Annotated in this window: 26 protein-coding genes; 6 read left to right on the top strand and 20 right to left on the bottom strand. The window is 46.6% G+C overall.

The genetic code is table 11. The features are described from left to right. Positions 1 to 127 precede the first annotated feature (127 nt). A complete protein-coding gene (locus tag MRBLPE1_RS18020; RefSeq protein WP_364147917.1) occupies positions 128 to 487 on the bottom strand; it encodes an MmcQ/YjbR family DNA-binding protein in 360 nt (119 codons plus the stop codon). A gap of 625 nt (positions 488 to 1,112) precedes the next feature. Here MRBLPE1_RS18020 and MRBLPE1_RS18025 point away from each other — a divergent pair. Further along, a complete protein-coding gene (locus MRBLPE1_RS18025) occupies positions 1,113 to 1,529 on the top strand; it encodes a hypothetical protein (protein ID WP_364147919.1) in 417 nt (138 codons plus the stop codon). 118 nt (positions 1,530 to 1,647) lie between these two features. Here the strand turns inward: MRBLPE1_RS18025 and MRBLPE1_RS18030 are convergent, their stop codons facing one another. The 5 genes from MRBLPE1_RS18030 to MRBLPE1_RS18050 all read right to left on the bottom strand — a co-directional run bounded on the left by MRBLPE1_RS18030 (position 1,648) and on the right by MRBLPE1_RS18050 (position 4,421). Then, a complete protein-coding gene (locus MRBLPE1_RS18030; RefSeq protein ID WP_364147922.1) occupies positions 1,648 to 1,929 on the bottom strand; it encodes a hypothetical protein in 282 nt (93 codons plus the stop codon). Positions 1,930 to 2,189: 260 nt separating this feature from the next. Beyond that, positions 2,190 to 2,855, bottom strand: coding sequence for an SMI1/KNR4 family protein (locus MRBLPE1_RS18035; RefSeq protein WP_364147924.1), 666 nt, complete (start codon positions 2,853 to 2,855; stop codon positions 2,190 to 2,192). 140 nt (positions 2,856 to 2,995) lie between these two features. Beyond that, positions 2,996 to 3,298 (bottom strand): hypothetical protein, encoded by a 303-nt coding sequence (locus MRBLPE1_RS18040; RefSeq protein WP_364147928.1) that lies wholly within the window; start codon positions 3,296 to 3,298, stop codon positions 2,996 to 2,998. A gap of 212 nt (positions 3,299 to 3,510) precedes the next feature. After that, on the bottom strand, positions 3,511 to 3,714 hold the full coding sequence (locus tag MRBLPE1_RS18045; protein ID WP_364147930.1) for a hypothetical protein: 204 nt from the start codon (positions 3,712 to 3,714) through the stop codon (positions 3,511 to 3,513). A 194-nt stretch (positions 3,715 to 3,908) separates the two neighbouring features. After that, positions 3,909 to 4,421, bottom strand: coding sequence for a GNAT family N-acetyltransferase (locus MRBLPE1_RS18050; protein ID WP_364147932.1), 513 nt, complete (start codon positions 4,419 to 4,421; stop codon positions 3,909 to 3,911). Positions 4,422 to 4,540: 119 nt separating this feature from the next. Between MRBLPE1_RS18050 and MRBLPE1_RS18055 the strand changes: the two genes are divergently transcribed. Next, positions 4,541 to 5,329 carry a hypothetical protein gene (locus tag MRBLPE1_RS18055; protein WP_364147934.1) on the top strand — a complete coding sequence of 263 codons (789 nt, stop codon included), beginning with the start codon at positions 4,541 to 4,543 and terminating at the stop codon, positions 5,327 to 5,329. A 61-nt stretch (positions 5,330 to 5,390) separates the two neighbouring features. Here MRBLPE1_RS18055 and MRBLPE1_RS18060 read toward each other — a convergent pair whose 3' ends face one another. From MRBLPE1_RS18060 to MRBLPE1_RS18105, 10 genes are all read right to left on the bottom strand, one after another. Then, positions 5,391 to 6,239 (bottom strand): helix-turn-helix transcriptional regulator, encoded by an 849-nt coding sequence (locus MRBLPE1_RS18060; RefSeq protein WP_364147936.1) that lies wholly within the window; start codon positions 6,237 to 6,239, stop codon positions 5,391 to 5,393. Between the two features lie 22 nt (positions 6,240 to 6,261). Continuing rightward, positions 6,262 to 7,074, bottom strand: coding sequence for a sugar phosphate isomerase/epimerase family protein (locus tag MRBLPE1_RS18065; protein ID WP_364147939.1), 813 nt, complete (start codon positions 7,072 to 7,074; stop codon positions 6,262 to 6,264). Between the two features lie 27 nt (positions 7,075 to 7,101). Beyond that, on the bottom strand, positions 7,102 to 7,839 hold the full coding sequence (locus MRBLPE1_RS18070; RefSeq protein ID WP_364147940.1) for a phytanoyl-CoA dioxygenase family protein: 738 nt from the start codon (positions 7,837 to 7,839) through the stop codon (positions 7,102 to 7,104). 359 nt (positions 7,840 to 8,198) lie between these two features. Continuing rightward, positions 8,199 to 9,008, bottom strand: a complete 810-nt coding sequence (locus MRBLPE1_RS18075; RefSeq protein WP_364147942.1) for a phytanoyl-CoA dioxygenase family protein — start codon at positions 9,006 to 9,008, stop codon at positions 8,199 to 8,201. 74 nt (positions 9,009 to 9,082) lie between these two features. Further along, on the bottom strand, positions 9,083 to 10,636 hold the full coding sequence (locus tag MRBLPE1_RS18080; protein ID WP_364147945.1) for an extracellular solute-binding protein: 1,554 nt from the start codon (positions 10,634 to 10,636) through the stop codon (positions 9,083 to 9,085). Between the two features lie 69 nt (positions 10,637 to 10,705). After that, complete coding sequence (locus MRBLPE1_RS18085) at positions 10,706 to 11,566, bottom strand: carbohydrate ABC transporter permease (RefSeq protein WP_169084203.1); 861 nt, start codon at positions 11,564 to 11,566, stop codon at positions 10,706 to 10,708. Next, a complete protein-coding gene (locus MRBLPE1_RS18090) occupies positions 11,560 to 12,492 on the bottom strand; it encodes an ABC transporter permease (RefSeq protein WP_414698909.1) in 933 nt (310 codons plus the stop codon). The genes MRBLPE1_RS18085 and MRBLPE1_RS18090 overlap by 7 nt, the downstream gene beginning before the upstream one ends. Positions 12,493 to 12,721: 229 nt before the next feature. Beyond that, positions 12,722 to 14,500: a cache domain-containing sensor histidine kinase gene (locus MRBLPE1_RS18095; protein ID WP_364147950.1), complete on the bottom strand. Its 1,779-nt coding sequence runs from the start codon at positions 14,498 to 14,500 to the stop codon at positions 12,722 to 12,724. A gap of 35 nt (positions 14,501 to 14,535) precedes the next feature. Then, positions 14,536 to 16,077 carry a response regulator gene (locus MRBLPE1_RS18100; protein ID WP_364147953.1) on the bottom strand — a complete coding sequence of 514 codons (1,542 nt, stop codon included), beginning with the start codon at positions 16,075 to 16,077 and terminating at the stop codon, positions 14,536 to 14,538. Positions 16,078 to 16,146: 69 nt separating this feature from the next. Continuing rightward, positions 16,147 to 18,402, bottom strand: coding sequence for an FAD-dependent oxidoreductase (locus MRBLPE1_RS18105; protein WP_364147954.1), 2,256 nt, complete (start codon positions 18,400 to 18,402; stop codon positions 16,147 to 16,149). Between the two features lie 117 nt (positions 18,403 to 18,519). Here MRBLPE1_RS18105 and MRBLPE1_RS18110 point away from each other — a divergent pair, with 117 nt between their 5' ends. Next, positions 18,520 to 19,350, top strand: coding sequence for an AraC family transcriptional regulator (locus tag MRBLPE1_RS18110; RefSeq protein WP_364147956.1), 831 nt, complete (start codon positions 18,520 to 18,522; stop codon positions 19,348 to 19,350). A 104-nt stretch (positions 19,351 to 19,454) separates the two neighbouring features. Here MRBLPE1_RS18110 and MRBLPE1_RS18115 read toward each other — a convergent pair whose 3' ends face one another. Beyond that, positions 19,455 to 20,837, bottom strand: coding sequence for a PLP-dependent aminotransferase family protein (locus tag MRBLPE1_RS18115; protein ID WP_364147957.1), 1,383 nt, complete (start codon positions 20,835 to 20,837; stop codon positions 19,455 to 19,457). Positions 20,838 to 20,987: 150 nt separating this feature from the next. Between MRBLPE1_RS18115 and blaOXA the strand changes: the two genes are divergently transcribed. After that, on the top strand, positions 20,988 to 21,788 hold the full coding sequence (gene blaOXA, locus MRBLPE1_RS18120) for a class D beta-lactamase (RefSeq protein ID WP_414698910.1): 801 nt from the start codon (positions 20,988 to 20,990) through the stop codon (positions 21,786 to 21,788). A gap of 238 nt (positions 21,789 to 22,026) precedes the next feature. Here the strand turns inward: blaOXA and MRBLPE1_RS18125 are convergent, their stop codons facing one another. The 3 genes from MRBLPE1_RS18125 to MRBLPE1_RS18135 all read right to left on the bottom strand — a co-directional run bounded on the left by MRBLPE1_RS18125 (position 22,027) and on the right by MRBLPE1_RS18135 (position 24,636). Then, positions 22,027 to 22,335, bottom strand: coding sequence for a hypothetical protein (locus tag MRBLPE1_RS18125; RefSeq protein WP_364147962.1), 309 nt, complete (start codon positions 22,333 to 22,335; stop codon positions 22,027 to 22,029). Positions 22,336 to 22,571: 236 nt separating this feature from the next. Then, positions 22,572 to 23,729, bottom strand: a complete 1,158-nt coding sequence (locus MRBLPE1_RS18130; RefSeq protein WP_364147964.1) for an enolase C-terminal domain-like protein — start codon at positions 23,727 to 23,729, stop codon at positions 22,572 to 22,574. Between the two features lie 553 nt (positions 23,730 to 24,282). After that, positions 24,283 to 24,636, bottom strand: a complete 354-nt coding sequence (locus MRBLPE1_RS18135; protein ID WP_364147967.1) for a winged helix-turn-helix transcriptional regulator — start codon at positions 24,634 to 24,636, stop codon at positions 24,283 to 24,285. Positions 24,637 to 24,772: 136 nt separating this feature from the next. Between MRBLPE1_RS18135 and MRBLPE1_RS18140 the strand changes: the two genes are divergently transcribed. Together MRBLPE1_RS18140 and MRBLPE1_RS18145 are read left to right on the top strand one after the other, a co-directional pair. Next, positions 24,773 to 25,663 (top strand): alpha/beta fold hydrolase, encoded by an 891-nt coding sequence (locus MRBLPE1_RS18140; RefSeq protein WP_364147969.1) that lies wholly within the window; start codon positions 24,773 to 24,775, stop codon positions 25,661 to 25,663. Further along, positions 25,660 to 26,187 carry a dihydrofolate reductase family protein gene (locus MRBLPE1_RS18145; RefSeq protein ID WP_364147972.1) on the top strand — a complete coding sequence of 176 codons (528 nt, stop codon included), beginning with the start codon at positions 25,660 to 25,662 and terminating at the stop codon, positions 26,185 to 26,187. The genes MRBLPE1_RS18140 and MRBLPE1_RS18145 overlap by 4 nt, the downstream gene beginning before the upstream one ends. Positions 26,188 to 26,459: the final 272 nt, after the last annotated feature.

Genomic DNA, 26,459 nt, shown 5'->3' on the forward strand with positions numbered 1-26,459 from the left:
CCATTTACCTACATCTATTATAGCATGTAAGTATTTGCTAGATTTCTTTTCAATTGCTATTGTGCAAATCTGCCCGTTAGCACAATATCTAATTGCCGTCACAGTAGGATGTTATACCATCGATCAGTTAGTTCATTTCCGGTATAGATTCTTGGAGGCTCTTTGGAAGATTTTTGACAACCAAATCGTAAGAGTGGTCAATCATTTCAAAGACATCCGACTCTGGGAAGGAACCATCGATCGTAATTGTATTCCAGTGCTTTTTGTTCATGTGGTACCCTGGTCGAACGGTCTCATGTTGATCTCTCAAGTTTTCCGCAATCACCGGGTCACATTTTAAGTTTAAGAGAAAATTATCTACTTTGTCCTCAAAAATAAGCGCAAACATTTTACCTGCAATTTTGATCACCAATGGATCGTGTCCAAAGGGATAATCCTTAGTCGCACCTTTCTTCTTTAAACAGTATTCGATGATATTATTCTCCAAAATCAACCTCTCTCCTTTCGAGACAACAAACTCCCTATAGCTTGTATTTCATTATTACTGAATGTAAGCCGATAATTACTCCCGTTAGATTTTACAAAAAGAGCAGGCTACTTCAGCACCTGCTCATCCATGTGTTATTCAACTATCGTACCCGTTAGCTTAATAGCTCGGTTTGTAAATTCTATCCGTATCAGTATCAATTACGAAATCAACCTCGTTATCACTATCAAGAGTTATTTGCTCAAAACTATGGAGTCTACAAAATACATTAGGTAAATCTCTAATATCGGATGTCATCCTTTTTGCTTGTACATACTTTTGTCTTAATTCCTGTTTACTACACTTGCAACCTGTAATGTGAACACAGTGAAAATAACCATCAATTTTAACTAACATTATCCTCATGACTGGTTGCTAACCAATCCATATAGCTAAGAATGCTTGCATGAAAACTAAACTCTATCGTCTCCCGTTAATTGAATAATACAACGAAATCCAGAAATGAGTTACTTCTCTATCACTTGCATAGTGACTAAAAAAAGTTCCTTCTAACGAACAGTATATATAAAACCAGAATGGTAACAGATCTTTATAAAACTATCCCATTACTAGGAGGGGAAAATCTATGACTATCCAACTCGCTAAAAGTATTAATCACTCAGCTCAAAATAATCACAATATAATTTCTATTATGTCCGAAATGATCGCAACTATGGAGAATGACGCCAAACTCAAAAAAGAAATTCTTTTTAAAGTTGATGAAATCAGTATGGAGATTTCCAAAAAAGACAAACTCTGTTATGACGTAGTAAATGCTACTCGTAATAACGGTGACTATTACAAAGCTAAGAAGGTATGGAAACAATTTAGAAATAGAGTAGAACATGCCCTTGGAGAGCTGAATAAGCGAATTCAATGGACAAGATACCCTGACGAGTGGATCGAGACATATGAACTCCTAAAGCGTCGAGCAGCTTTACATGATGATGAGGTGGAAAGATTAGAGCGGCAAGAGTTAATGAGCGTATCACCTAACATTTAGATTCTCTCCAAAATTGGCTGCAGTTTTGTCTTCAACACTTATAATACCACATATTGGAACTATCCTGCCCGTTAGCGTAATAGGACCGCCAACAGCAATGTGATAACAAGAATATATCTTATTCAATTTTTCCCTTTCCAACCAATTGTGTTCCACCAACAACACTTATCTGACCGAATGTATAAATATAATCTGTTTTTTGGGCTTCCTTACTGCCTTGGACTGAAACGAAATACTCTTTGCCTTCTTCTATTAGGTTATAAAGCCTTGAGTCATCTATCATTACTTTATATTTTGTTTTATTTATTGTTGTGTCATTGGCATTTGACCCGATAATCCACATTTTAAGGTATTTACCAGGTTCAATAAGGCTTTCTTTCTTTTCAATATGCATTTCCATAACTATGCTCTGAAAAGATTTCTCTCTCTCAACTTGAAAATAACAAGTTAGCGATAAAACCAACACCAAGATAATCACTGAAAAAATAATCAAGTAGATACTTTTTTTCTTGAAAGAAATATTCAGGTTTTACACCACCTGTCAATTATTCGATTTAAAATAACCGCCCGTGACAGAGGGACTCTTTTGCCTATAGTCCAATGGAAGCCAATCAGAAAAATCACAAACACCAATATTGTTGAGTTCTTTAACGGTGTTTATTATATTTTTATATTTAACCAATTTCGCCACAGCTGTGCGTTTGGCAAGTCTGGCTGAATTCCAGTTGACGGTCCCTCCATGAAAGGTAGAAGTTGCCAATCCTCGCATCCAACACATCCGATCTTTGTCCATTTATCAATAAAATCTATAAAATTATGTCCTAGTATGTATCCGTGCCCTTCTCCGTCATCGTGTGATAAATACACAACTGGTGGATCATTAGAAATTGATAAATCAAAAGCTATATAATCTCCGTTACCTACTTCCATTAACCCTAGCTTATTGTGCCAAACCCTATCGTATTCATCCTCTTCGTCTGAGAACACCTCCTGTTCCCATCTCTTTCTGCCTTTCTCTACATTAATTATGTTCTCTATACTCCAACTAAAATTGCTGGCAGAAATCCCTTTTAACACTTCTGGAATTGGTACTTCTCGTTCATCATCATCAGGCAGGGACCAAACCATCTCCATCCCACTTATAAATTCACTAATCACTTTAATAAAAGATTCTGGCAATGAAACTCCCAGTTCTTCTTCAACACTTTTTATTACTGAAATACTGACTGATGGCTTAATTAAGTATCCATCCACCTCGCCTCCAATAAACTCAATAGCTTTAATAAATACTTTAATATTATCTTCCCATGTTTCCCAAGTTTTCATATTTTCTTTTCCTCTCTTGATAAACTCAATAACATCTTATTTTATAAAAATAGGATGCCGATATTTCGTCTGGCCGTCTGTCGTCGTGTTTTTATTGAACTATCGTTACCTGTTAGTTTAGTTTAATAAAGATCCATATATTAATTAACGATTCCGAAAAATGATATAAACATCTCTTTCTTCTTGTGGTATTCAGGCGAATCAGAAGGTAACAATCCACAAGCATATTCTATAACCACTTTCCGACCGAACGGAACTTTTTCTGAGGTTTTAAAACCACAGTTTTTGCAATTGAAACCAGATCCGTCCTGTACGTTTTTCCATTGTTCCTCTAAAGCATTTATAGCTCTATGTTTTGCGAAGCTTTCAGTTACCCACGGTGAAAATAAAAAACCTGAAACGATAACAATAAATGCTATCACGCTAAAAATTATTTTTTTCACTGATTCACCCCCTATTTTATCTGACGTACTTTCTATGCATTTGTTTCATTCGTTCTTAATTTACATTCCTGCCCGTTCTTCAATGAAAAAAGTGGAGCAGCTGCCGCGGCACTCCACCCCACTATCGTTCCCCGATAGTTGAACTAACATTTAGATTATAGAACAGCGTTCTAAGTCCAATACACTGGTTTGTTTTACTTCAAATAATTCTTCTAATGCTTTAAATCAGAAAGACCAATGGTAGAAAATGAACGACTTTTATGCATGTCGTTTGAAGAGGATAGAATATCTATTGAACTTTCATTATTATCATCCCAATACTCAAAGACCTCAGGTTTACCTTCAAATGCTTTAAGGGCAGCCTGAGCAATTTTCTTATTGTCTTCTGACACTACCAAATTCAATCCCCATTTCATATCATATAAACCAAATATAACATATCAGCTTTTTAAACCATATTGCCCGTTAGTTTAATAAAATGAGCAGGCCACCGCAGCGCCTGCTCATCCATTATTATTCAACTTTCGTTACTCGTTAGAGTAGAAATTCTCAATCACTTTACCATCATGAGCCAGTAAAGCATTATACTAACCTGCCGTTAGCTCAACTTTCATGGTTTAACTTTAGTGAAATACAGATTTAAATCGTCATCAACACAAACCATGGCACCAGGTGTGACTGGTTGTTGTTGATACATCAACCCCCTGCCATCTGGTATATATCCCCTTTTTGCGTATAAACGCTGTGCACTGCCATAGCTTTGATACAGTCCAACACCAATTCCCACTATTCCATATTTCTCAAACGCAATTTTCTCGATGGCTTCCATTAATTCATTTCCAATTCCTAGCTTTCGAGATGGAGGAATAACATTAAAATCATTAATTTCCGGTATGCCATTCTCAACAAAGTAAGGATAATAAGATATAGCAAGAAGATGTAAGCTTCCCGCAAACTGACCTTGGTAAAAGGCTAGTAAAGATATTCTTTCTCCTGCTACGTTCTGTTCCCAACATTTCAAAATGTAATCCTTAGGTTTTTTAATATCATGTTCAGTGAAAATCTGATACACAAGATCTACGTCTGATCCAGTCATTTGACGAACTTCAATCGAATTATTCATAATTTCACTCCAATGTTCAATTGCGTTTAAGCTTATTCTACCAATTGGCCTACTGTAGATGAACGTTTTCTTACATAAAAATGCTTGTGAAGCTGCAAAATAACCATGAGGTGACGAGAATGTCAAAAGTATGCCATGGTTATTTTTCAAGGATATTAATGTCAGTATTATTGACTTTCTTAGTTTCAACTTCTTATGCGCAAGGATTATCAACTTCTCAATCAAAAGACCCCGAAGATGAAAATAAACGTGTAGAAGATCTAGAAAAACGTTTACAACAACTTGAACCACCTAAACCGACTAAAATTGTTACATTACCTTGGGAAATAGAAACCGAAAAACACTATCCAATTAATACTATTCCTATTTCAGAGGTCATGGATATGGGAACAAAAATTCACTTCAACGTTATAAAGAATGACTCAAACTATAAAAGACCTGTATATGAAGAACATTGGCATAGCACATATTGGGGAGGCAGATGGAGTTATGTTCCTATGCGAATACATTACGCGCTCCATCGGGTTTTTACCACTTATGACATTGGAATATCAGTCGAGTTAAATTTCAAACAAAACGTTGGCATTGATTTTCCCATGTTTCAAAATAAAACTGACCTTGATTTGTATATCATTGTTTTCCAAACGACTGTCACCGATGTATATACAAAAGGAAACCAAGTAATTGTCGTGGGTACTCCAGAAAGAAATGGAGTGCAAGTTTTGACCATTAAAACAGGTAATTTAAATCCTGCGGATTTAGAGAAATTGTTGCTTATTCAATTAGCAACTCCCCTTGGACATGAACTTGATTACTCACTCATTGTCTACGAACCACCAGATTTTTGGTTAAAACAAATACAAAAAGCAAAAGAACGAAAACGAACCTCTTCCAAGCCCTTACGTTGAATGTCGACATTATATTTAGTTGGTGATTTCTCGCTGACTTTGAAAAGTGAATGGAAGGTTTTCATTTATTGCTTTTCCGATAATCGCGCGGCGCTAGTCCAAACATTCGCTTAAAAAACCTCTCGAAATTCGGCATCGTATTAAAGCCAGAGGCGTAGCAGATTTCCGTTATTGGCAGCGTTGTGCTGCATAGCAGAGCTCTGGCGAACTGCAGCCTTTTCTCTTGAAGATGCTCTTGGAATGAAGTTCCGGTTTGCTTCCGGAAGCATTCGCTGAAATAATTTGCCGAGAGTCCGACATGCTCTGCCACTTTATGGAGAGTAATCGGCTCACGGAAATGATGCTGAATGTAGATAACTGATTTCCTTATGGAATGATGGACGGCGCGAACAGTAACGTTTTCCGCTCCCGTATTTTTTTGACTCGTTAGTCTGAATAGTTCAATCAGTATCCGCTCAAAGCTGCCTTGAACAATCATGTCGCTGCCTAGCTGCCAGAGCAGCGATTCGTCCCAAATGCGATCAAACTCAGCTTCGATCATGCCAGCTTGTGCGCTTTCAAAAGTATAAGCGTAATGAGATGCCTCTTCAAAAAGCATTTCGGTTAAAGCAGGACGAATAAATGAATCCTCAAATATAAAATCGTACAGACGTATCGTTTCGCCTTCATCCGGTATAATTTCATGGAAATCGGCGGTAGTAAGCAGAAAAACCATCCCTCTTTCCAAAAGAGATGACTCGCCGTTAAGAATATGAGTACCTCTGCCTGATACGATAAAGCCCATCTCGAAAAACTCATGCCAATGCGTATCAATTTTGTGATCGATCACATGCTTAAAAATACGGAAGGGGGACGATAAAGATAAAAAGTTTTTGCTAAGCAGTCTCTCTGGTGTTTTATGGTTATCCATCCCTGTTCCCCCTTCATGCTTATTAAGGCCAAACGTTGAACCACTCCGCAAATTTAGCGGAAATATAGTCAGTCATCCATTGATTGACTTCCCATAAATCAGCGACCGGCTTATTGGTGAACGGCTCTGTCGGCATATAGCCAGGAGGTCCAAATTCAGCCGTGAAGGTAGCATCCGCTTTCCCTTTCAGCGCTTGGTTAATGAATATTTGCTGCCACCATTTTGTGAACAGCGCAAGCTCCGCTTTATATTCCGGAGCAGCAGGATGCGGAACCTGCGGTCCTTGTGGGAACCCAACCCGGCCATGAATGTGAATGGTCCTCTTCATCGCAAGTGCAAGCTCATTCTCGTGATTATCCAGATGCGATTCGCATACGTTTACCCAGTGGCTAAAATCTGCCGTAATCGACAAATCAGGAAATTGCTTCAGCAATCTTGCCGTTGTCCAAGGCGTAAACAACGCGCGGCTTCGATGCGTTTCGTGCCCAACCGCAATCCCGATTTTCCGCTCTACGGCAAGAGCTCCCTCATAGAAGTGATCCTGCTCTGTTTCTGTCATGCTGTCTCTCGCGCTTTGCGCTACGATAAACAACGGTTTAAAGGCTGCGGCGCGCTCCACCTGCTTCTCGAAGCTGGAAAGATGGTCGCCTTCCGTACACACCTGAGCGATGAAAGCCAGCTTGTGCCGCTCGAGCGCTTCTTTAAAGGACTGCTCCTCGGACAAAGGCGGCAGCGGCGCTTCAACGCCGGCATATCCAGCCTCCGCCGCGCGTGCTAACTGTTCATCGTAAGTGCCAGCCATTCCCCATAACGCCTTTATTGGCTTCAATTCCATGAAGTACAGCTCCTTCTGCTTCAATCATTATACTTTTATAAACGGATTGCCTGCCAGATCCTTGCCTCTTGCAAGCCAAATTTTATGATTTTGGTTTTTCTCCTCATATACCTTGGCATCTGTCGAGAAATAACGCATCGTATAGCCGCATCGGCGAAACTCGCTCGTATTGGCAGCTGCCCCATGAATGATGCGGGAATCGTGCACCGAACACTCGCCCGGCTCTAATTCGAAATAAACGGCTTTTTCATGATCTACTTTTTTAATTTCGGTACTAAAAATGTTTTGGCTTCCATCAACCTCTTCATATTCGGAAAATCCGTCAGTATGTGTACCGGGAATAACGCGCATGCAGCCGTTTTCCTTCGTGCTGCGGTCGATTGCCAGCCACACGGTTACGATTTTGTCAAAACTGCTAAGACGGCCGTTCCAATAAGCGGAATCCTCATGCCATGGCGTTTGCTTGCCGACCAGCGGCTCCTTGCATATGAAATGACTCGACCACAATCCAATATTTGGCCCGATTAGCGGCTCAACCAAATCGAGCACTTCATCGCTTAACAGAAACTTCAGCAGCCGCTCGTCACGGAAATGCGGAGTGTCCAGCTCGCTGTTCAGCTTTCTGCCAACCAGCTCCCATTGCTCTTCGAATATGCCGGACAGCTCTGCCATTTTCTCTTGACTGAATAGCTGTTTCTTATGGAGAGCATATCCATTTTGCTTATAGAATTGAACCTCTTGCTCAGCTAGTGTCGCGCATGCCATTATTATTCCCTCCAATTGATGTACTCTTGCGTTGTTTTCATCATAACGGAGGGGACATTTATTTACTTCTCATTCTATCCGCAAAAGTATGCATATCTTCGGCACTATCTATCGGATTGGTATCGGCAAGCAAGGGGAAAAAGGACTTTTTCTCTAAGGACGGTATCCACTTAAAGCGTCATGGAGCGGGATTTTATGCGGAGCTGCTGGCGAAAGCGATCTAATTACATCTGCCTGGAAAGTAAAGGATCAGTTAAAAACGACAATTACTCGTTTTTAACTGATCCTTATTGCGCTGCGGGAATGTCACCGCACAAGCGAAACGATTACTCAGCTTTAATTTGAGCCCGATTCAAACATTAAGAATGGCTGATGAGCATTGATTTGAGCGGCACCATCGAGTCTTCAGGGACATAATACTTAAACTTATTGTCGCTAATTTGTCCCAGCAGTTGACGGCGGATCGGATCAGCGTCCTTCAAGAGACCCTCGTCTGCCTGATGGTAATCGATTGGACGCATCCAGATCGGGCTGTAGCCGAGAAACAGCTGTCTTCTTGTGAACTCGGAATGATTTGTTGAGCCGGCATGCCACAGATTTTGCGCAAAAATAAACACATCCCCCGGCTTTCCGCATACCTGTATCTCCCCATCCAATTGCTGGCTTACATCCTTATGGTTCGGATTGTATGGCTGCTTATGGCTGCCCGGAATCACCTTTGTATTGCCTCTGTTTGGCTGCGACATATCGCTTAAAATATAACAGACCTTAATATAATAGGTAGCCGTTAAGCCTGCTATGACCGGAAACTGCGGATGAGGGCCGTCTTGATGCCAATCGATGAAGCTGTGCGTAGCTGTTTTCACATCGTTTGGATTAGGCTTCCTCACCGTCAGATGGGAGATATGCAGCTGAATATTATGGCCAAGCAAATTAACGATTAACGGTAGGATGGTGGCATGGTCGATCAACGAAGCGATCTCAGCATGCCGAGAAACGCTATTATAAATATTATGAGAAAGCGTTTCTTGCTCCTCAGCGAGAACTTCATCGATCGCTGCATTCAAACGGGTTACCTTATCCTCTGATAAAACATCGGGTATAATCAAGTACCCTTGCTCGTCAAATTGGTTCTTCAATTCAAGAATATTCAGCGAAGTCGTTTCCATAAGGCCTCTCCTCCTGCTTGCATACATATAATTAGCCGCTTTTCTTTCACACTCCATTTGCAGCCTTCAATGCGTTAGTCTCCGTACCCTAGCGCCTTCAACTGCTCGTATGCGCTATCCAGGAACGCTTTATAATTCATGGATGTCTCAAGCGTCTTAATAAACGCATCGTATTCGCTTATTGGGCGTTTGTTATAAATAAATTTCGCGATCTCTTCCTCTATATACCGATCGGCGTCAGCCGAATTAAAGCCTTCGGGATTATCGGCAAATCCGTTGAGCGCTTTAATGCGAGGCTGATCGTTAGCAAATTTGATTGCATCAGACTGCATGGTGAACTTTGCTTGCAAATATTCCATTTCAGGCCTTCCTGTGAATTGGTATAACCATGAATAACCGACGTCGCCTGCCTTATCCGTCATCTTTGGCTTTCCATTATCAATGGTGAAATGAGTGTCCTTCACCCCGAATTGAACGAGCATCGAGCCGCCTTCCGGGTTCGAGATATAGTTCAGCAGATCAAAGACGCGCTGCAGCTTCTCCGGATCCTTCTCCAGTGCCTTCGGAATAGCAAATCTCCCCGGTGCTGCGCCAATATCCCATGAGCCGTCAAATTGTCCCCCTGGTCCGCTTGGCGCGGCCATTTGCAGCCACTCCGCATTCGGATTAACGGTCTTGATTTGCTCGACGAATTGCTCCTTCGTCATATTCGGCCAATCGATATAGACCATGCCGGCTTGCCCCTTAATGGCCTTCTCCTGATGCTGAAGCCCGCTGTTGGCTAACAATTCGGGATCAACCGAGCCCGAAGCGATCATTTGCTGAATGAGCGTCAGTGCGTCTTTCATTGCCGGGTCGTACAGAGAATTAACAACTGCCCCGTCTTTCTCATAGAAATTTCCTGGCATACCGACACCGAACGCTCCGAATACCGGTGCAAATGCGCCCAGCTTACCTCCCGTCAAACCAAACGTGTCCGGTTTGCCGTTGCCATCGGGATCCTGAGTGGTGAAGGCCTCCGCTACGTCCTTCAATTGTTCAATCGTTGTCGGAACCTGCAGCTTCAGCTTATCCAGCCAATCCTTGCGAATCCACAACGTGTTATAAGGGATTTGCGGGGATTTGGAGATGCCGTAAACTTTCCCGTCTACCATGCCTTTCTTGACGCTATCTTCACCGATGTAGTCGACCGTCTGCTGTAATTTATCCATGTATGGGGTTATATCTAGCAATAGTCCTTGTTTGGAAAATTGAATGAGCTGCTGCCGGCTCACCATGAACAGGTCAGGGAAATTACCGGAGGACATGCGAACATTCAATTGGTTTACGTAATCATCATTCGAAGGATAGACCGTCAGATTCAGGTCGATGTTCAGCGCCTTATCCAACTCCTTCTTAATGATATCCTTGTCCGGCGTAGGCAGGTTATTGCCGCTCTCGATAATTTCTAGCTTAATCGGTTTGTCGCTTTCCCCGTTGCTTGGCTTAGCGGTAGAGGCATTACTAGGCGTATCGCCTTCTTTTGTATTTCCGTCTTTGGTTTCGCCGCTGCCTCCCGAACAACCCGCAAGCAAAGCACCTAACAATGAAATGGTCAGCAAGAATGAAAATACTTTTCTCATCTTCATATCCCCTTTCTGAAATCTATCTATTGAATAGGTCCGTATAGCTGGCCAGTTATCCATACGGCGACTAGGTCAACCTTTAATCGATCCGAGAAGCATTCCCTTCGTAAAGTGTTTCTGGAGGAAGGGATAGATCACGATAACGGGCAGACTCGCAATCATAACGGAAGCCATCTGCATCGTCTGGGTAGGCATGATGTTCTCCGCATTTTCAAGCGGCTGCTGGCTTTGCATCAAAATTTCTCTGACGATGACCTGCAGCGGGAACAGCGTCCGGTCTGTCACATAGAAGATCGCTTGGAAAAACTCATTCCAATGACCAACTAAATAAAACAATCCGACAGTAAGCAAGACCGGAATCGAGAGCGGCGTGACGATCTGGAGCAAAATCCGAAATTCCTTGGCGCCGTCCATCCTAGCAGATTCGAACAATTCTTCGGGAAGTCCCTCGAAGAAGCTCTTCATAATGAGCACGTTAAAGCTCCATACCGCGTTTGGCAGGATCATTGCCCAGATCGTGTCTAGCAGCCCCATCGATTTGACGACCAGGTAGGTCGGAATAAGTCCTCCGCTGAACAATAAAGTAAACACAATCATCAGGAGAAAGAACCTTCTTGCTGGCAGGTTTTTACGGCTGAGCGGATAAGCCATCAAGCCCGTCAATATGAGATTGACTGCCGTCCCTATAACCGTAATGAGGACCGTTATTTGAAACGCTTTCGGTATATTTGACTCTGTTAACAGCGTGCGGTAAGCAGAGAACGTGATCTCGCTCGGGAACAAAATAAATCCGCCGTTTCGCAATACTTCCCCGAAAGGAGTGATGGATACCGATACGACATAAAGCATCGGTAGAATGGCGGCAAGACCGCACAGTCCAAGAATAACATATACGACGCCATTAAATATTTTATCGTCCAAGCTTTTTACCATATTCCCTCACCCCACTTTTTCGCCAGCCGGTTAGCTCCTAGCACCAGTATCAGCCCAATGAGTGACTTGAATAATCCGACTGCTGATGCCAAGCTGAAGTTCAATTGCTGCAATCCTGTTCGGTATACCCAAGTATCCAAAATGTCGGCAACCGGATACACCTGAATATTGTACAGGATATAGATTTGGTCGAACCCGGCATCCAGCAGATGGCCCAGCTTCAGAATGAAGAGCAGGACAATGATGCTTTGAATTCCTGGAAGCGATATATGCCAAATCATCCGCAGCCGGCTCGCGCCGTCTACCTTTGCCGCCTCATAGAGAGTAGGATCGATTCCTGCCATTGCTGCCAGGTAGATGATCGCGCCCCAGCCAAGATTTTGCCACACCTCGGAACCGACCAGAATGCTGCGGAAATAGTCCGTTGAGGTCAAGAATGGGATGGACTGGCCGCCCGCCTCCACAATCCATCGATTCACCAGTCCCCCGTTCTGGGAGAGCAAGGTCAGCAGGATGCCGAAAATAATAACCCACGATAAGAAATGCGGCAAATAAGTTAGTGTTTGGACAATATTTTTCAACCAACGAACGCGGCATTCATTCAGCAGCAGCGCGAGTATGATCGGGGGGAATGTGCCAAAGATTAGCTTGTAACAGCTAATTAACAACGTATTCGTCAAGAGCTGGCTGAAATAGGGGGATTGATAAAAATCTCTAAAATGCTTATACCACGGGTCTACCCAGGTACTCCCGGTAATGCCGTCCATGATGGCAAAGTTTTTAAAGGCAATAATGACCCCGTACATCGGAAAATATCGGAAAATAATAAAATAGATCACACCCGGGAGCAGCATGATGTAGAATGCCCGGAAACGCCAGATCGTTCTTAAAACCGACTGCAGCTTCGTTTGCGGAGTAGGCTGCATTCGAGAGGCTGGTATGTAGCTTTGATCGGCTTCCATGTAAGCCCTCCTTTTATGATTGCGCTTTCAATGCATGTCTTAAGTATAAGCAGTGCCTCAATTTGCCGATATACACAAAAACGTAAAAAGTGTATGGATTTAAGGGAAAAGGAACGTATGTAATTGCGGCTCGATGTACGCCAACAAACCAAGAGGCCATCCCGCAGGACAGCCTCGAACTCTGATAGAACGCTTAGCTCAACACACCTAAACGCTCATCGTTTTCGGTAAGAACGGGGATGTCCACCCGGATAACGGTTCCGACGCCGCTGGCACTTCCTATTCGCAAGCCATAAGGCACGCCATAATGAATACGGATTCGATCATGCACATTGCGTAAGCCAATTCCGGTAAAACGGTATTTCGAGCGCTCCTGCTCGAAATGGTCATGCAGCGCTTTGCGAGCTTCGGTTTTTGAAATGCCGACGCCGTTATCACGAACATAAAGCCTGATCATGCCCCGCTCCAATCTCCCTTTAATGATAATAAGTCCTCCGCTACGCGGTGAAATGCCATGAAACAAGGCATTCTCTACAAGCGGCTGCAGGGTTAGCTTAAGAATCCGGTTTTGCAGCAGGCTGGGGTCGACATCCAAACGGTATTTGTTTTGCTCGCCGTAACGCACCTGTTGAATGTGCATATACATTCGCAGCCCTTCCAGCTCCTCTTCGATCGAGACGTATTCCGATTGTTTATCGAAGCTGAAGGTTAACAGCTTAACCAAGGATCGAATGGTATCGCGCACCTCGTCAATCCTCTGCTGCTTGGCAAGGCTGCTTATACAGGCAAGCGTGTTATATAGAAAATGAGGCGCAATTTGGCTCCGCAGCATTTTTAGCTCATATTCCTTTTTCTGCTCCTCCGCTGACTTCGTTTTTTGCAGCAACGTTTGAATTCGGTCCAGCATGTCATTATAGCTTTGTGTCAGCCGGCCGATCTCATCCTTTCTTGTGACCGGCAGCTTCGCGACAATCTGCACATCGTTTAACCGGTCCATCTTTTCCACGAACCGGCGAATAGGCTTCGTGAAGGATCGGCTCATCAGGTAGGCGCTTATCAACAGAATGATCATCCACACGATGCTGGCCGTTCGGTAATTATAATTTAACTGCTGCAGGTCTTGGTAGAAATAGTCTTCCTCAATAAATGCCGCTAAGGACCAGCCCAGCCGGTTTTTCGTCGACTTCACGGCAACAAGCGGTTTCAAACCATTTCCTTCGATCTGGCTAATGCCGACTTTAAGGGAAACAAGCTGCTTCCGAAAGCTATCCTGCAGTACAGGCGGATACACCGCTGCCTGAAAAGGAAGCATTTTATCGCGAGAATCAAGCCGGTTAATAATATTCCCGTCTTTCGTTACTAAAGCATACGATTGGTAAATCATCGGAGCGATTCGCTCCGTAAGCAAATCCAGATTCACCTCTGCAACGACAACACCCTTCACTTGTCTGCGCAAATCGGTAACCGGCAAAACATAGGCCAGCGTGTGACCAGATATAGGGGAGTAATAGGGCTCGCTTACATTGATTGCCCCATAATTCTGAAGCGCCAGCTCATACAGCTCCGGCAGCTTCGGATTGCCGATGATATCATAATTGACTTGCGAGTTCGCGTAGACCTTCCCATCGGTACGAACCAAATACAGCGTCTTGGCTATCGAATTGTTATTATCGGCGAATTTGCGCAGCGTATCATCGGCAAGCGCCTCATTTCCTTCCTCGAACAGATCGTAACGGGTAGAGAGCAGCAGGAGCATATTCTCGACATTGTCGAGACTGGCATCAATATATTGATTTGTCCGGCCTACAAGCAGCTCGGCATCGCGTATGACTTGATTTTGCAATAGACTTTCTGCCTCGCTCAGATTGCGATAGGCAAGAACCATCACGAGCAGAAGCGTCACAATGAATAAATAGATGAACTGCTTGGTAGCAAGACCTAGACTGCTATACCAATTGACCAACTTAGACATATGCTCCATACCCCCGTATCCGATCCCGCAGTTGTTTAAGGATTCCGTTTGTAATCCGTCGGAGACACCCCTGTCCAATTACGAAACGTAACGGTAAAATAACGATAGCTCGGAATTCCGACTTCTTCCGCGATCTCGTACACCTTTTTATTCGTTCGCTTCAGCAGCTCGACCGCCTTCTCCATTCGAAGACGGGTAATATATTGATTAACCGTGTCGCCCGTCTGTTCACGAAATAACCGACTGACATAATGCGGGCTTAAGCCGACCTGCTCAGCAAGGATCGGCAGCGAAATGGGCTGCTGCATGTTCGCTTGAATCCACTGGATTGCGGAGCGTATTTCGATGCGCGAGCGCGATCCCCCGCTCTCGATTTCGTTGATATTATGAATGAGGCAGGCGATCAATTGCCCCAAGGTTTGCGCTCCCATCAATTGCGTAATGCCCCGGCCATCAAGCTCAGCACCCTCATGGACCTTCAGCCATTCCATCTGCCAAGTCAGCATGCGCTGCTTGAGCTGCTGAGGCCGAATGCGTATCGCTGAACACCATTTGGGTAAATCACCTTGTATGCAATTTTTCAGGTATGCAGAGGACCTGCTAGCCATTCTTAACATCTCATTCAGTTCCTTCGCATGCTTATCCGTCATCTCGCTCAAAGGAAGCGGTCTGCCGATCCGTACGCTGCTCCCAGACGAGCCATCATAAAAAAGCGCGTCTTTCCATTCAGTCGTATGAGCTAGCGAATACGCAAGCTCTTCCTTCCTTGTGATTGGTTCACTGATAATCGCATGCACCGTCACCAGGTGCTCGGGCAGCTCTTCACACTCCTTCAAGCAGCATTCAAGAGCTTGTACGACCCCGCTAAGCGTTTCCACTGCTTGCGCTTCCGATTGCTGTTCTGCCAGTAGGACGAAATACTCATTCTCACCTGTAGTAAGCCAAGTCAGCCAATTTGGATCAGATCTTTCTCTATCTTTCAATGTCTGTTGGATTCGCTGCCTCGCGGGAATGTAAGAAGCATTCGGCGCATCCGGAATCAAACGCGCCAATCTATAGTTCCCCGCTCCATCCAGCTCGATAGGCTTCCAATCATCGCTATTAAGCGCATGACCGCGCAGCAGCTTCCCGAACGCTGCCGCTTGCAGCAGCCGCCGTTCAGATCTTTCATTATCAAGCGAACGGCGCTCCTTGATGATCGCTTCTCTTACTTTGATCATCGCTTGCTTCATTTCCTCTTCTTCCATCGATACCTTTAATAAATATTCAAGCGCTCCAAGCCGGAGCGCCTCCTGAACATAATGGAAATCGCTATGACAAGTCAGCAAAATAATTTGAATGGCAGGATATCTTTTCCTAAGCTCCCTAATGAGCGTAATTCCGTCCATAATCGGCATCGTGATATCCGTAACCACGACATCCGGCACGCAGACCCCGCACGCTTGCAGCGCTTCCTCGCCATTCCCGGCCTCGCCGATTAAGACGGCGCCGCAGTCCTCCCATGGGAATAGGCGAAGCTCCTGCCTCAGCGGAACCTCGTCATCGACAATTAGAACGTTCAACGGTTTCTCAGCCATGATACCCTCTCCCTTCCATTCGCCTAACCTATACCAGTCTATGCTGTAAGCTATTCCAATAGTAATAGATTAGGATAAACCATAGACTCTGATCTCGCAAACCTCCGCTCGCGGACATCCATTCATTGCCTCTATGCATAGTTTTATTTGGTTAGTAATAATCGCTTCTGGCAGGTGATGCACTTTTTTTCGTTTGTGATTATCCTGCTCCGTTATAATCGTAACCCATTCCCCAGCGATGTAAGCTTGAATGCGATAGCTTTGCACGACCTCGGGAATAACAGCAAATGGCGTTCGATGATGATGCAGGTTGATTAAATCCTCATTTACGTCATCGTTAAAGGTTAGATGAATTTCACCAATCTCCTGCTCGTTATCCCAAACTAATTGAATCCATTCCTGGGAATTAGCGGATAATGGGTTGGATGCCCACAAATGCGGGCCAGCATAAGGCCGTATATAGCCGTCGGTAACTTGACTCGCCGCATAGGACTCCGTATTTGGCGTTACCCGCAAGCATACTGGCCGACGATTCCATTTGCGCATGCTCCACTGCGCGACCGGCTGGTCGGGCTGATGATCCTCCAGCAAAGCGGATACTACCGGCTTAGGCCCCTTCTCAAAGCAAAGCACACCGGTTAACGGCTCATCTGATCCGTGCAGCGTTATAGCCTCATTCGCTTTGACAATAACAAAAGCATTACAGGCTGACTCCGGCTGCCAATCCAAATCCAGCTTAACCCACTGCTTGTTGCCCGCGGCAACGGACTTGGAAGCTGATTTCAGCCATTGCTTAGGTACATAATTCTCTCCTTTGCCCGTGTGCCATAGCTCCGCCTCAAGCGTTGTGATCTGCTTTGCATCGACAAGCAGCTCAACCGATGACAGCATGGGATGAACCGGGAACAATATGCCGATATCGCGATCCAGTGAATGCACGATTGTGGCGTTTTCGATTGCAATTCGCTCCAGCGTGCTGGATGCGGAAATACGGGCGGTTTTTGCCAAATCATCCGGATCATTGCCGGCCACACCAATGATTGATGCATCCTGCCGCAGCATAACCTGCTGCAATTCCTTCATATGATCGCGGTGAAGCACACGCGGCGTAATCCCTTTCTGTACGGAAAGCGCAGCGCCGCTGCCTGCCGCTTCCCCGATTACAGCACAGGTTGCCATCACTCTTGTCGTGCCGAAAGCAACATGTGTCGCGCTAATGTCCCGGCCAGCAAACAACATATTGCGAACATTACTTGAATACAAGCTTCTGAACGGGATGTGATAGACGCCGTCCGGGTATAAATGCTTCGAGCCGCTCTCTTCCGAGTACATGCCCTGCGGTGGATGAAGATCGATGGACCAGCCCCCGAAGGCAATACGGTCCTCGAATGGCTCCTGCGCCATAATATCGTTCTGGTTCAGCATATAATCCCCGAGAAAACGCCGATACTCCCGTTTGCCGGGAATGGATCCTACCCATTCCAAAGTCATATTTTCCGCATCGAATTGGCCTGAATTTTTAATATAGTTCCAAATCCCGTAAATAACCGACCACAGCTCATCACGTATCCGTTCGTTGTCATGGACCGTATCCAGCTCTCCGCCCCATTCAATCCACCAATAGTGACATCCAGAGTCTCCGCTGCGGATTACCCGCTTCATCGGAATCGTCGTTTGCGTTATATCCTTGGCAAAGCTTGGCGGAATATATTTGACCGGCCTGTCTGCCTCCTTCGTATAAAACAGCAGCGTGCTGCCAAGCGTAATGTCATCCGCCACCTCCGGCGCCCAATCCTCGTTATACTCATCCTTGGCTTCGCGGCCGATTCTGTATTTCGCTCCGGCAAGGAAGCCAACAAGGCCATCGCCGGTACAATCGATATACATGCTGCTCTCGAAACGAATTTTGCGCTCTGAACCCATCATCCAGCCTGTTACACTTTGAATGACCCGGTCATGCTCCGGTCCTTCTGCTTCCGCCTCATGCACATCCGTGTTAAGGAATAAGCGAATATTTTCTTCCGCGCGAACGGTCTCCAGAACAACAAGATCCCATAAATAAGGATTCCCTTCGGGGTTTCGGTACTGGTTCTCGACGAACATTTCACCCATGATGCCCGTTTCTCTTGCATAACGCTGCGTTCCATGCGCCGTGGCACCGCACACCCATACCCGGACCTCGCTGCTGGAATTGCCTCCGAGAACCGGTCTGTTATTAATTAAAGATACGGTCTGCCCAAGACGGGCAGCAGAGACGGCGGCGCAAACACCCGCAAGCCCTCCGCCAATTACGGTAATATCGGATTTTATATGCTCGATTTTCATCTGGCTAAACCTCCACTACATCGATTTGACTTCATCATAATATGGAGGCTAGTGATTTAACATGCACTACGCTATCATATACCCATATACTTTATTTCATCGTGGAGGTAGAGAAAAGTGACGCTGCTCAGCTCCAGCCTTTATCCTATTCTTTCTCACCATATCTATTGGGATAGCAAGTCCCAGTTTCAATTAAGCGTAGATACGTATGATCTATGGGTGCTGTTTGCCGTGGAGATCGGGAGCTTCTCGTATCGAATAGGGGAAGTAGAGGGAACAGCTCGAATGGGAGATGTGGTCGTCTGTCCGCCGGGCTTTCGCTTTCATCGCAGCGTGATCCATGCGTTATCGTTTCATTTTATCGGATTTACCCTTGGCTTGGTTTCAAGCGATGCCTTCGGCTTGAATGAACGTGAACAGGCGGTCCAGCAGCAGCTGTCCGAATCCGCATACAAGCTGATCATTCAGCACCGGAATCGGCTGGCCGACAACTTGAATAGCCTAAAGCAGCAATCCGGATACACCCAGGATCAGAATCTGTATTGGCAAAATCATATACTGAACGATATTTGGCAATTTTGCCGCCAGACGGAATCCTTCTCCGACAATCAGGAGGCTGAACTTGCTGATCCGCTTATTGAACAGGCCAAGACCTTCATTCATCAGAATCGCTATCAGGATATTAGCATGCATAATCTTGCAGCTGAGCTCGGCATAAGTCCTGTACAGCTTAGCCGCAGGTTCCAGCGGAGCGTAGGCTTGGCGCCTTCTCACTACCTCTCCACGCTTCGAATAGAAAAAGCCAAATCACTGCTGACCGAGACCCATTTGCCGTTAGAGCAAATTGCCCAAGCATGCGGTTACAGCAACGGATTTTATTTAAGCCGAATATTTTCAAAAAAAGTGAAGGTTAGCCCCTCTGAATATCGTCGGATGAATCGAGTATAGCGTTAACACAGCGGAATGAAGGAAGAAGCAGCCTAAAACGATAGTTTCCAGCTTCGGGCTGCTTCTTGTTATTCTATCCCCTATAAAGGGAATAACCTTCCCCCCTACCCCCGCTTCACAAACCTCACTCCCGTGCGCTGCCGGAGCAGCTCACGGATTCCGTCACCGATGGCGCGGATGCCGGGCTCGATGAGTCCTTCCTCCACCTGTGAGACGCTCAGCCGGAGAACATCCTCCTGCCGGAACTCCGGCAGGTACATGTGCTGGGCCGGATCGACCCGTACGCCGCGCTGCAGCAGGTGGTCGGCCGCTGCCTGCGCCCGGAGCGGGGCCGGCAGCCCGATCGTGGTATAGAAGCCGGAGTACGACCTTGTGTAAGCGGTTCCCGGCGGCAGATGCTTGCGGTATGCTTCCTGCAGCAGCACCGCTTTGCGGCGATATATTTCCCGCATCCGGCCGATGTGGGCGGCGAACATGCCGCTCTCTAGGTACACCTCGAGCGCCCCCTGCGTCAACAGGGGCGAATGTACGTCTGCCGCTGCTTTCGCCCGTAGGAACCCTTCCCGCAGTCCGTCCGGCAGCACGGCCAGCCCGAGGCGCAGGCCGGGAAGCATGACTTTGGAGAAGCTTTTTACATAGATGACCCACCCGGACGGATCGTAAGCGAACATGGGGTCATTCCTCGGATCGCCATCCAGGTCGCCCATGTAATCATCCTCGACGATGTACACGTCATACCGCTTCGCCAGCTCCACCATGCGCTTGCGGGCTTCGTTCGTGTGACTGTACCCGGTTGGGTTGTGGAACCGCGAGACGGTGTAGAAGAACTTGACGTCCCCGTCCCGGAACAGCCTCTCCAGCCTATCCAGATCCATGCCGCCTTCCTCGTACGAGATGCCGTGCACTTCGCCCCCATATCCCCGCAGCGATTCGACCATGCCGGCATGCACCGGCTGTTCCACGACGATGTTCCCCTTGCCGTTCGGAAAAGGCAGTCCCACCAGCAAATTCAGCGCCTGCTGAGAGCCAGTTACCACATAAATGCGCTCCGGGGCCGTGAACACCTGCAAATCCCGCAGATGCCGGGCCAGTTGGATCCGCAGCGAGGCGAGGCCCTGCCCCTCCGAATACGTAAACATGTCCTCGCGGTACCGCTCGATGGCCTCGTTCATGCAGTGCTGGAAGTCCCGGTATGGCATGGCGCTCCGGTCCGGGCCTGCCCACTGGAAATCGATGACGTCAGGCACCTCCGATGCGTCTCTCGCATCCTCCCCGCCTGGGCTGCGGTGCGCGATATAATAGCCGCTCTGGGGCACAGCATAGATCCGGTGCCTCTTCTCGAGCTCCCCGTATGCCCGAATCACCGTATTTCGGCTGCAACCGAATGCTTCCGCCGCTTCCCGGATCGACGGCAGCTTGTCCCCCGGCCTCATCTTCCCGTCCTTCATTTCCTGCAGGAACTGTTCCACAATCGCTTCATACAGCATCTTCCCTCGCACTCCTTCCTGCCAACTGTACGGGTACAATCACCGCAAACGGCGGTACAGCCCAGCCGTACATTCCTATATACTCAGTGTTGTCGACACGAGCCATTCTGTTTTGCCATTATGAAGAAGACCGAGGAGGAATGCAACTTGATTACCTGGAAAAAGAAAAACCGAGTCGTCCTGGCGCTCGCCGCCCTGCTATTCGCCGGTACAACGGGTAGTGCCGCACTTCCCGTAAATGCCGCCCCGAAAGAGACTAAGCTCCCCTGCAAGGAGCTGTTCCATGACGTGCAGGGCACCCTGATCGTCAAAAACCTGAAGACGGACCGCGTCTACGTCTGCAATCCCGAACGGAGCCAGCAGCGGTTCACGCCAGAATCGTCGTTCAAGGTGCCGAACGCGCTCATCGGACTCGAAGTGGGAGCGGTGCGGGACGAATATGACGTGAAGCGGTGGGACGGCGTTGTCCGGCCGTTCGAGGAGTGGAATCGGGACCATACGCTGGGTTCGGCAATGCGGGCATCCGCAATCTGGTATTACCAGGCGATGGCGCGGGACATCGGGATCGAGCGGATGAAGAGCTACGTGGATCGTATTCGTTACGGCAATATGGATATTAGCGGGGGCATCGATGCCTTTTGGCTGGACAGCTCGCTGAAAATCTCGGCGGAGGAGCAGGCCGGCTTCATGGAAGCCCTGGTGGAGGAGACGCTCCCCTTCCAGGAGCAGACGATGAAGACCGTCAAGCGCATCATGATTGATAACGACCAGGACAACTACACCGTGCATGGCAAGACGGGCACGAGGCTGTCCGACATGGGCCTCGGTTGGTATGTGGGCTATGTGGAGCACGGGAAGACCGACTGGGTGTTCGCCGCTAACGTGGACAGCAGCGGGACGACCGCCAAGACGGTCACGCTGGAAGCCTTGAAGCGCCTCGGCATTTTGTGAGCACCTTCCACGTTATCATTTATGAGGTGCTATTCGCCGGATGCGGCACGTTCGAGCTGTGGGCGTACCGGAAGGGTTGGCCGCTCAAAATGAAGCATGGCGATTGTTTCCCGTTCGTTCAGTCCCGTAACGCCCCCAGCCTATTCCTTGACTGGCAGATGAATTTAGACTTCAAGTATTGTTGTGTTTCCAGTCAGTTTTACTTCGGCGATCAAATCAGATGAGTCCGTAATTTCTTCTAACGATTCATACCGTCACTGGTCGGTGCGGTTGCATCAGGATTCAAATCACTGGTGCTATCCCAATCTTCGTACATTTCAACCCAACCGTTTAAATTATTTTCTAAGTTTCCATAGTTTTGACCGTAAGCTTCGATTTCCGAATTGCAGCTCGAAGGGAGCTCGGGATAGTGTGCCTCCGTCGCGTTATTCCAGGCATTCATACCGCCAAGAGCAGTTTGAGCCATATTGTAGTTTGTGCCATCTGACATGGTCACACTCGTGGACGCATTATTATCAAAAATACCGTTACTGATAACATTTAGCATTCTATATGGATCCGATGTGGGTCCATAATAATTTGCTGCTGATACTTGAAGAGGAACAATTAACGTTATAGTCGCTAGCGGCCTTTTCTAAAATAAAATCGACCCATTAGAAAAAAAAGAATAACCCGATTTAATATCGGGTTATTCGTTATTTAGTAAAGCGCAAGCTGGCCAAGTGTTTTCGGCGCATATTGATCAATCACGTCGCGGCGGCCTGCTTATTCTCTGGCTTATTATCAAATTCTCAGGGACCAGCCGGATCGCTTTATAAGTTTTGTTACAAGTTCATCGTCGAATACGATTCCGAAACCCGACGTGGTCGGAATATGAATCTGTCCGCTTTCGATTCGATACCCAGATACATCCATTCCTTCAATTGTAATGTCGTCATATTCCACAAATTCGAAGTTGCGCACCGCGGCTGACAAATGTCCCGAAGCGTAAATGCCATAAGCATTGCCGTAACAATGAGGCGCAGACCGTAAACCATGCGCATCCAACTTCTCGCCTAATTCCAGCCAATGCGTGAAGCCGGGCCAGATGATATCGTACTGCAGCACATCGACACGGCCGCGAGCCGCCCACTCAATAAGATGCGGTGAGGCAAGCCCTTCCCCATCAGCGATAAGCACATTCTGCCCACGTTGCCGGAGCCATTCCTTCAAATCCTCGTACAAGGCTTCATCCTCATGGAACGCTTCTTCCAGCCAATACAGATTCACATCCGCCAAAGCCGCCAAGACCTCTTTGGTTAAGTTCAAATTATATGCATTATTCGCATCGATCATGATCTTGCCTGTGGGACCTGCCACTTCCGAGATCCCCTGTACGATCGCGATATCTCGTTTCGTCCCTTCCCAGAGTGGCATATGGCGTCCACCTCGACCAACTTTAATCTTAAAATGACGATGGCCCATCGCATATCCTTGTTTCGCTTCTTCTTGCATCAACGCGACCGCGGCTCTCTCATCGGGCAGATGCAAATCGTCGAAGTATAGAGAGGTATCATAGCAGGGGACAACCAATGGGGCTCCCCTTTCAAAGTGGGCACCAGACACCAAGTCATAAACTGGTTTGCCTTCTCTCTGCCCTAACCAGTCTAATATTGGATATTCCAATTGCAAACGATACTCTTCGCGCAATCTGCCCCGGTCGTCGAATAAGTCAAGCAATCGGCGGCCTATAATGTCTTCGGCCCATTTCGGCGTCATATGAATCGAGCTGCCGTAACCCATTTGCCCATCGATCGTAATTCTGGCAATATCCACTGTGCAGCTTTTGCCATGAATGCCGATTCTGCCATTGGCCCCTGCGCTTCTGGCTCGTTCTCCCGTTAATTTGGCGAATTCGATTTTTTCCACTTTCCAATCAGATTGTATACCCGTAATGTTCATAGGATCCTCCATAACCGAATCGACGGCTTCATGTCCCGATTTTATTCGTAAATAAAATTCCATTTTATAGAATTATACTATTTAGTAGATAAAAAGATTCTTCATAAATTGGATGTCTGTAGTCTTGAATAATGAATGGATCAAGAGTAGGAAGTTTCAGATCACGAAGTTTTTTTACTTCAATTAGTTGATCTTTACTTATATTCATAAAAGTCACCTCATTAACGCTGAACTTCATTCCATACCTAGAATATTCGTCGAAATGATCAAACAATCCTACACCTTTCTTTGTTGCGCTAAACTGTCCGTTAGCTTAAGGACCAAACGCAAATTTCATTTACAGTAAGTAAAAGAAGCCGAAACCGGACTCTCCGCCATAAAATGTAATAACATCACTATTCAAAGTCCAAAGCCAAAAGTGAAGACAGAGCGTACATTCGATATGGATGAACAACAACTGCATATTCTTCATCCCCTTCCCTACCATTCATCATCGTTCTCGATGCTATAAAAAAATATTATGAACGGAACCGTCCGCACTCCCTCGCTTCTGTTACATTCCCGATTGATCCATCTCTCCTGCCCCATGCTTGGGACTTAAGTCATTTTCCTGAACCCATTCCCACATAGCGGCAAAAATAGGCTGCAGATTCCGACCACGCTCTGTTAGCTCATATTCAACGTGTAAGGGCACACCGGGGTACAGCGTTCGTGTTACAATCCCCTTCTCCTCCAGCACCCGCAGCCGATCCGTTAAAGTCTTCGGACTAATCGGGTTCAATCTACGCCGCAGCTCTCCAAATCGTTTGGTGCCGACAAACAACTCCAGCAGAAGAGGAAGAGTCCACTTGCCGTCCAAGATTTCCAGCAAAGGATCAATGGCTTCGATACAAGAGCGATCCAACATTAGTGATTCCTCCTTAGTTCATTTTTTGAAACTATTGCACTTTAATGTAACTACTTTCCAAATGTACCACAATCCGCTACCATTGATAACAGAGATGGGAAAAAAAGAAGATCGCATCAGATGGGAAGTGACGACAATGAAAAGACCTTTTGAAGTAAATGTGATGGAGTACCCGTTCAAAGACCGCTGGCTGCCATACCGAGACGGAAATATTCATTATATTGATGAAGGAAACGGACCGACGGTTCTGCTCCTTCATGGGAATCCCACATGGTCATATCTTTACAGGAATGTCATTAAGGAACTCCGCGGTGAATTCCGCCTTATCGCTCCGGATTATCCCGGCTTCGGAATGTCCAAAGCACCATCCGGCTACGGTTATACGCCGCAAGAGCATTCAGAGGCCATATCGGACTTCATCCGCCACCTGGATTTGAAAGACTTTATAATAGTGGTCCAAGACTGGGGCGGGCCGATCGGCCTTAACTACGCCATACGGAACCGGGATCAGCTGCGCGGAATCGTCTTAATGAACACTTGGGCTTGGCCTGCGACGCTGCTTCCTATGAAATTGTTCTCGCTTGTGATGGGGGGATGGCCTTTGGGATACTGGCTACAGACTCGATTCAACTTCTTTGCCAAGGTCATTGTTCCGAACGGCATTCATCATGCCGAGATTGTGACGGAAGACCTGCGAAAAGCATATACGGACCCTTTCCCGACACCGAAGTCCAGAATCCCGACATGGGTATTCCCCGGACAAATTCGCAAGGCCCGGTCTTGGCTGACCGCAATTGAATCAGGACTGCCGTTTATATCCGATTTGCCCGCGCAGATAATGTGGGGGACAAAAGACAGCGCCGGCTTCCCGCTTGAAGTCATGGCTAAATGGCAGAGTTATCTGCCGATGAACGAAACCGAAATCCTCGACGATGCTTCTCACTATGTACAGGAGGATCGGCCGGACCTTGTAGCAGCATCAATTCGAAAAATATGGACTAGAACGTCTGGAGGGAAAATCATATGAAAACTATCTTATGGGCAACATTAAGCGCCAACGGTAACTATGCGCAGTCGAGTCCCGAGAATCCGCCGAAGAAGGAAGCACTTGACGATTTTGCGGAGCATGCCAAAGCAGCCGGGAATTTTATTGTCGGTCGCCGAACCTTTGAGGCTATGGCTGCCAGCGGTGGTGCAGGCCGCGATGCAGGCGGCGGTCCTTTTGCCGAATTGGATATCGTTGTGGTTTCCAAGAACATTGATGCCCTTCTGGGGGCAACGATTGCGAGATCGCCGCAGGAAGCCCTGAACTACCTGCATCATAAAGGATATCAAACCGCAGTCGTAGCAGCTGGCGCTGATCTGCACAATGCATTTTTAGGTCAAGGGCTTGTCGACGAGCTGATCTTCAATGTAGCGCCTGTGCTGGAGGGCAAGGGGCTTCATCTGATGATCGACACAGATAACTATACGTTCAAAGAGATTCAACTTTTGGATACCAAGCCGCTTGGCGGTGGCGTTGTCCAGCTGCATTACGCGGTTAATCGCTAATTTCTTGGAAAAGAAATATTAAATAGGCTCTAAAAATGAAACCACGGCTGGACTAGGACATGAAAATAAGGTCTTGGACTAATCCATATTTGGTTAACGATGAATCGAGAGCTCTTTATACAAGGTGTACCAATCACACCTTTAGGATCAATCAAAGAGGCTGCCGATTTTTGCCGGCAGCCTCTTTCTGCTGATTGTTAAGCTATAGTTCCTCGTCCCTCGGTTTTGAGGGTTTCTCTTATATACTCACGCATTCGCAGGATTTCATCACA

The organism is Paenibacillus sp. LPE1-1-1.1 (genome assembly GCF_040676435.1).
GTDB lineage: Bacteria > Bacillota > Bacilli > Paenibacillales > Paenibacillaceae > Pristimantibacillus.

Coding starts and splice junctions, on each gene's coding strand:
- MRBLPE1_RS18025 (WP_364147919.1), top strand. CDS start 1,113: ATGACTATCCAACTCGCTAAAAGTATTAATCACTCAGCTCAAAATAAT.
- MRBLPE1_RS18030 (WP_364147922.1), bottom strand. CDS start 1,929: ATGGAAATGCATATTGAAAAGAAAGAAAGCCTTATTGAACCTGGTAAA.
- MRBLPE1_RS18035 (WP_364147924.1), bottom strand. CDS start 2,855: ATGAAAACTTGGGAAACATGGGAAGATAATATTAAAGTATTTATTAAA.
- MRBLPE1_RS18045 (WP_364147930.1), bottom strand. CDS start 3,714: ATGAAATGGGGATTGAATTTGGTAGTGTCAGAAGACAATAAGAAAATT.
- MRBLPE1_RS18050 (WP_364147932.1), bottom strand. CDS start 4,421: ATGAATAATTCGATTGAAGTTCGTCAAATGACTGGATCAGACGTAGAT.
- MRBLPE1_RS18055 (WP_364147934.1), top strand. CDS start 4,541: ATGTCAAAAGTATGCCATGGTTATTTTTCAAGGATATTAATGTCAGTA.
- MRBLPE1_RS18060 (WP_364147936.1), bottom strand. CDS start 6,239: ATGGATAACCATAAAACACCAGAGAGACTGCTTAGCAAAAACTTTTTA.
- MRBLPE1_RS18065 (WP_364147939.1), bottom strand. CDS start 7,074: ATGGAATTGAAGCCAATAAAGGCGTTATGGGGAATGGCTGGCACTTAC.
- MRBLPE1_RS18070 (WP_364147940.1), bottom strand. CDS start 7,839: ATGGCATGCGCGACACTAGCTGAGCAAGAGGTTCAATTCTATAAGCAA.
- MRBLPE1_RS18075 (WP_364147942.1), bottom strand. CDS start 9,008: ATGGAAACGACTTCGCTGAATATTCTTGAATTGAAGAACCAATTTGAC.
- MRBLPE1_RS18080 (WP_364147945.1), bottom strand. CDS start 10,636: ATGAAGATGAGAAAAGTATTTTCATTCTTGCTGACCATTTCATTGTTA.
- MRBLPE1_RS18085 (WP_169084203.1), bottom strand. CDS start 11,566: ATGGTAAAAAGCTTGGACGATAAAATATTTAATGGCGTCGTATATGTT.
- MRBLPE1_RS18090 (WP_414698909.1), bottom strand. CDS start 12,492: ATGCAGCCTACTCCGCAAACGAAGCTGCAGTCGGTTTTAAGAACGATC.
- MRBLPE1_RS18095 (WP_364147950.1), bottom strand. CDS start 14,500: ATGTCTAAGTTGGTCAATTGGTATAGCAGTCTAGGTCTTGCTACCAAG.
- MRBLPE1_RS18100 (WP_364147953.1), bottom strand. CDS start 16,077: ATGGCTGAGAAACCGTTGAACGTTCTAATTGTCGATGACGAGGTTCCG.
- MRBLPE1_RS18105 (WP_364147954.1), bottom strand. CDS start 18,402: ATGAAAATCGAGCATATAAAATCCGATATTACCGTAATTGGCGGAGGG.
- MRBLPE1_RS18115 (WP_364147957.1), bottom strand. CDS start 20,837: ATGCTGTATGAAGCGATTGTGGAACAGTTCCTGCAGGAAATGAAGGAC.
- MRBLPE1_RS18125 (WP_364147962.1), bottom strand. CDS start 22,335: ATGCTAAATGTTATCAGTAACGGTATTTTTGATAATAATGCGTCCACG.
- MRBLPE1_RS18130 (WP_364147964.1), bottom strand. CDS start 23,729: ATGAACATTACGGGTATACAATCTGATTGGAAAGTGGAAAAAATCGAA.
- MRBLPE1_RS18135 (WP_364147967.1), bottom strand. CDS start 24,636: ATGTTGGATCGCTCTTGTATCGAAGCCATTGATCCTTTGCTGGAAATC.
- MRBLPE1_RS18140 (WP_364147969.1), top strand. CDS start 24,773: ATGAAAAGACCTTTTGAAGTAAATGTGATGGAGTACCCGTTCAAAGAC.
- MRBLPE1_RS18145 (WP_364147972.1), top strand. CDS start 25,660: ATGAAAACTATCTTATGGGCAACATTAAGCGCCAACGGTAACTATGCG.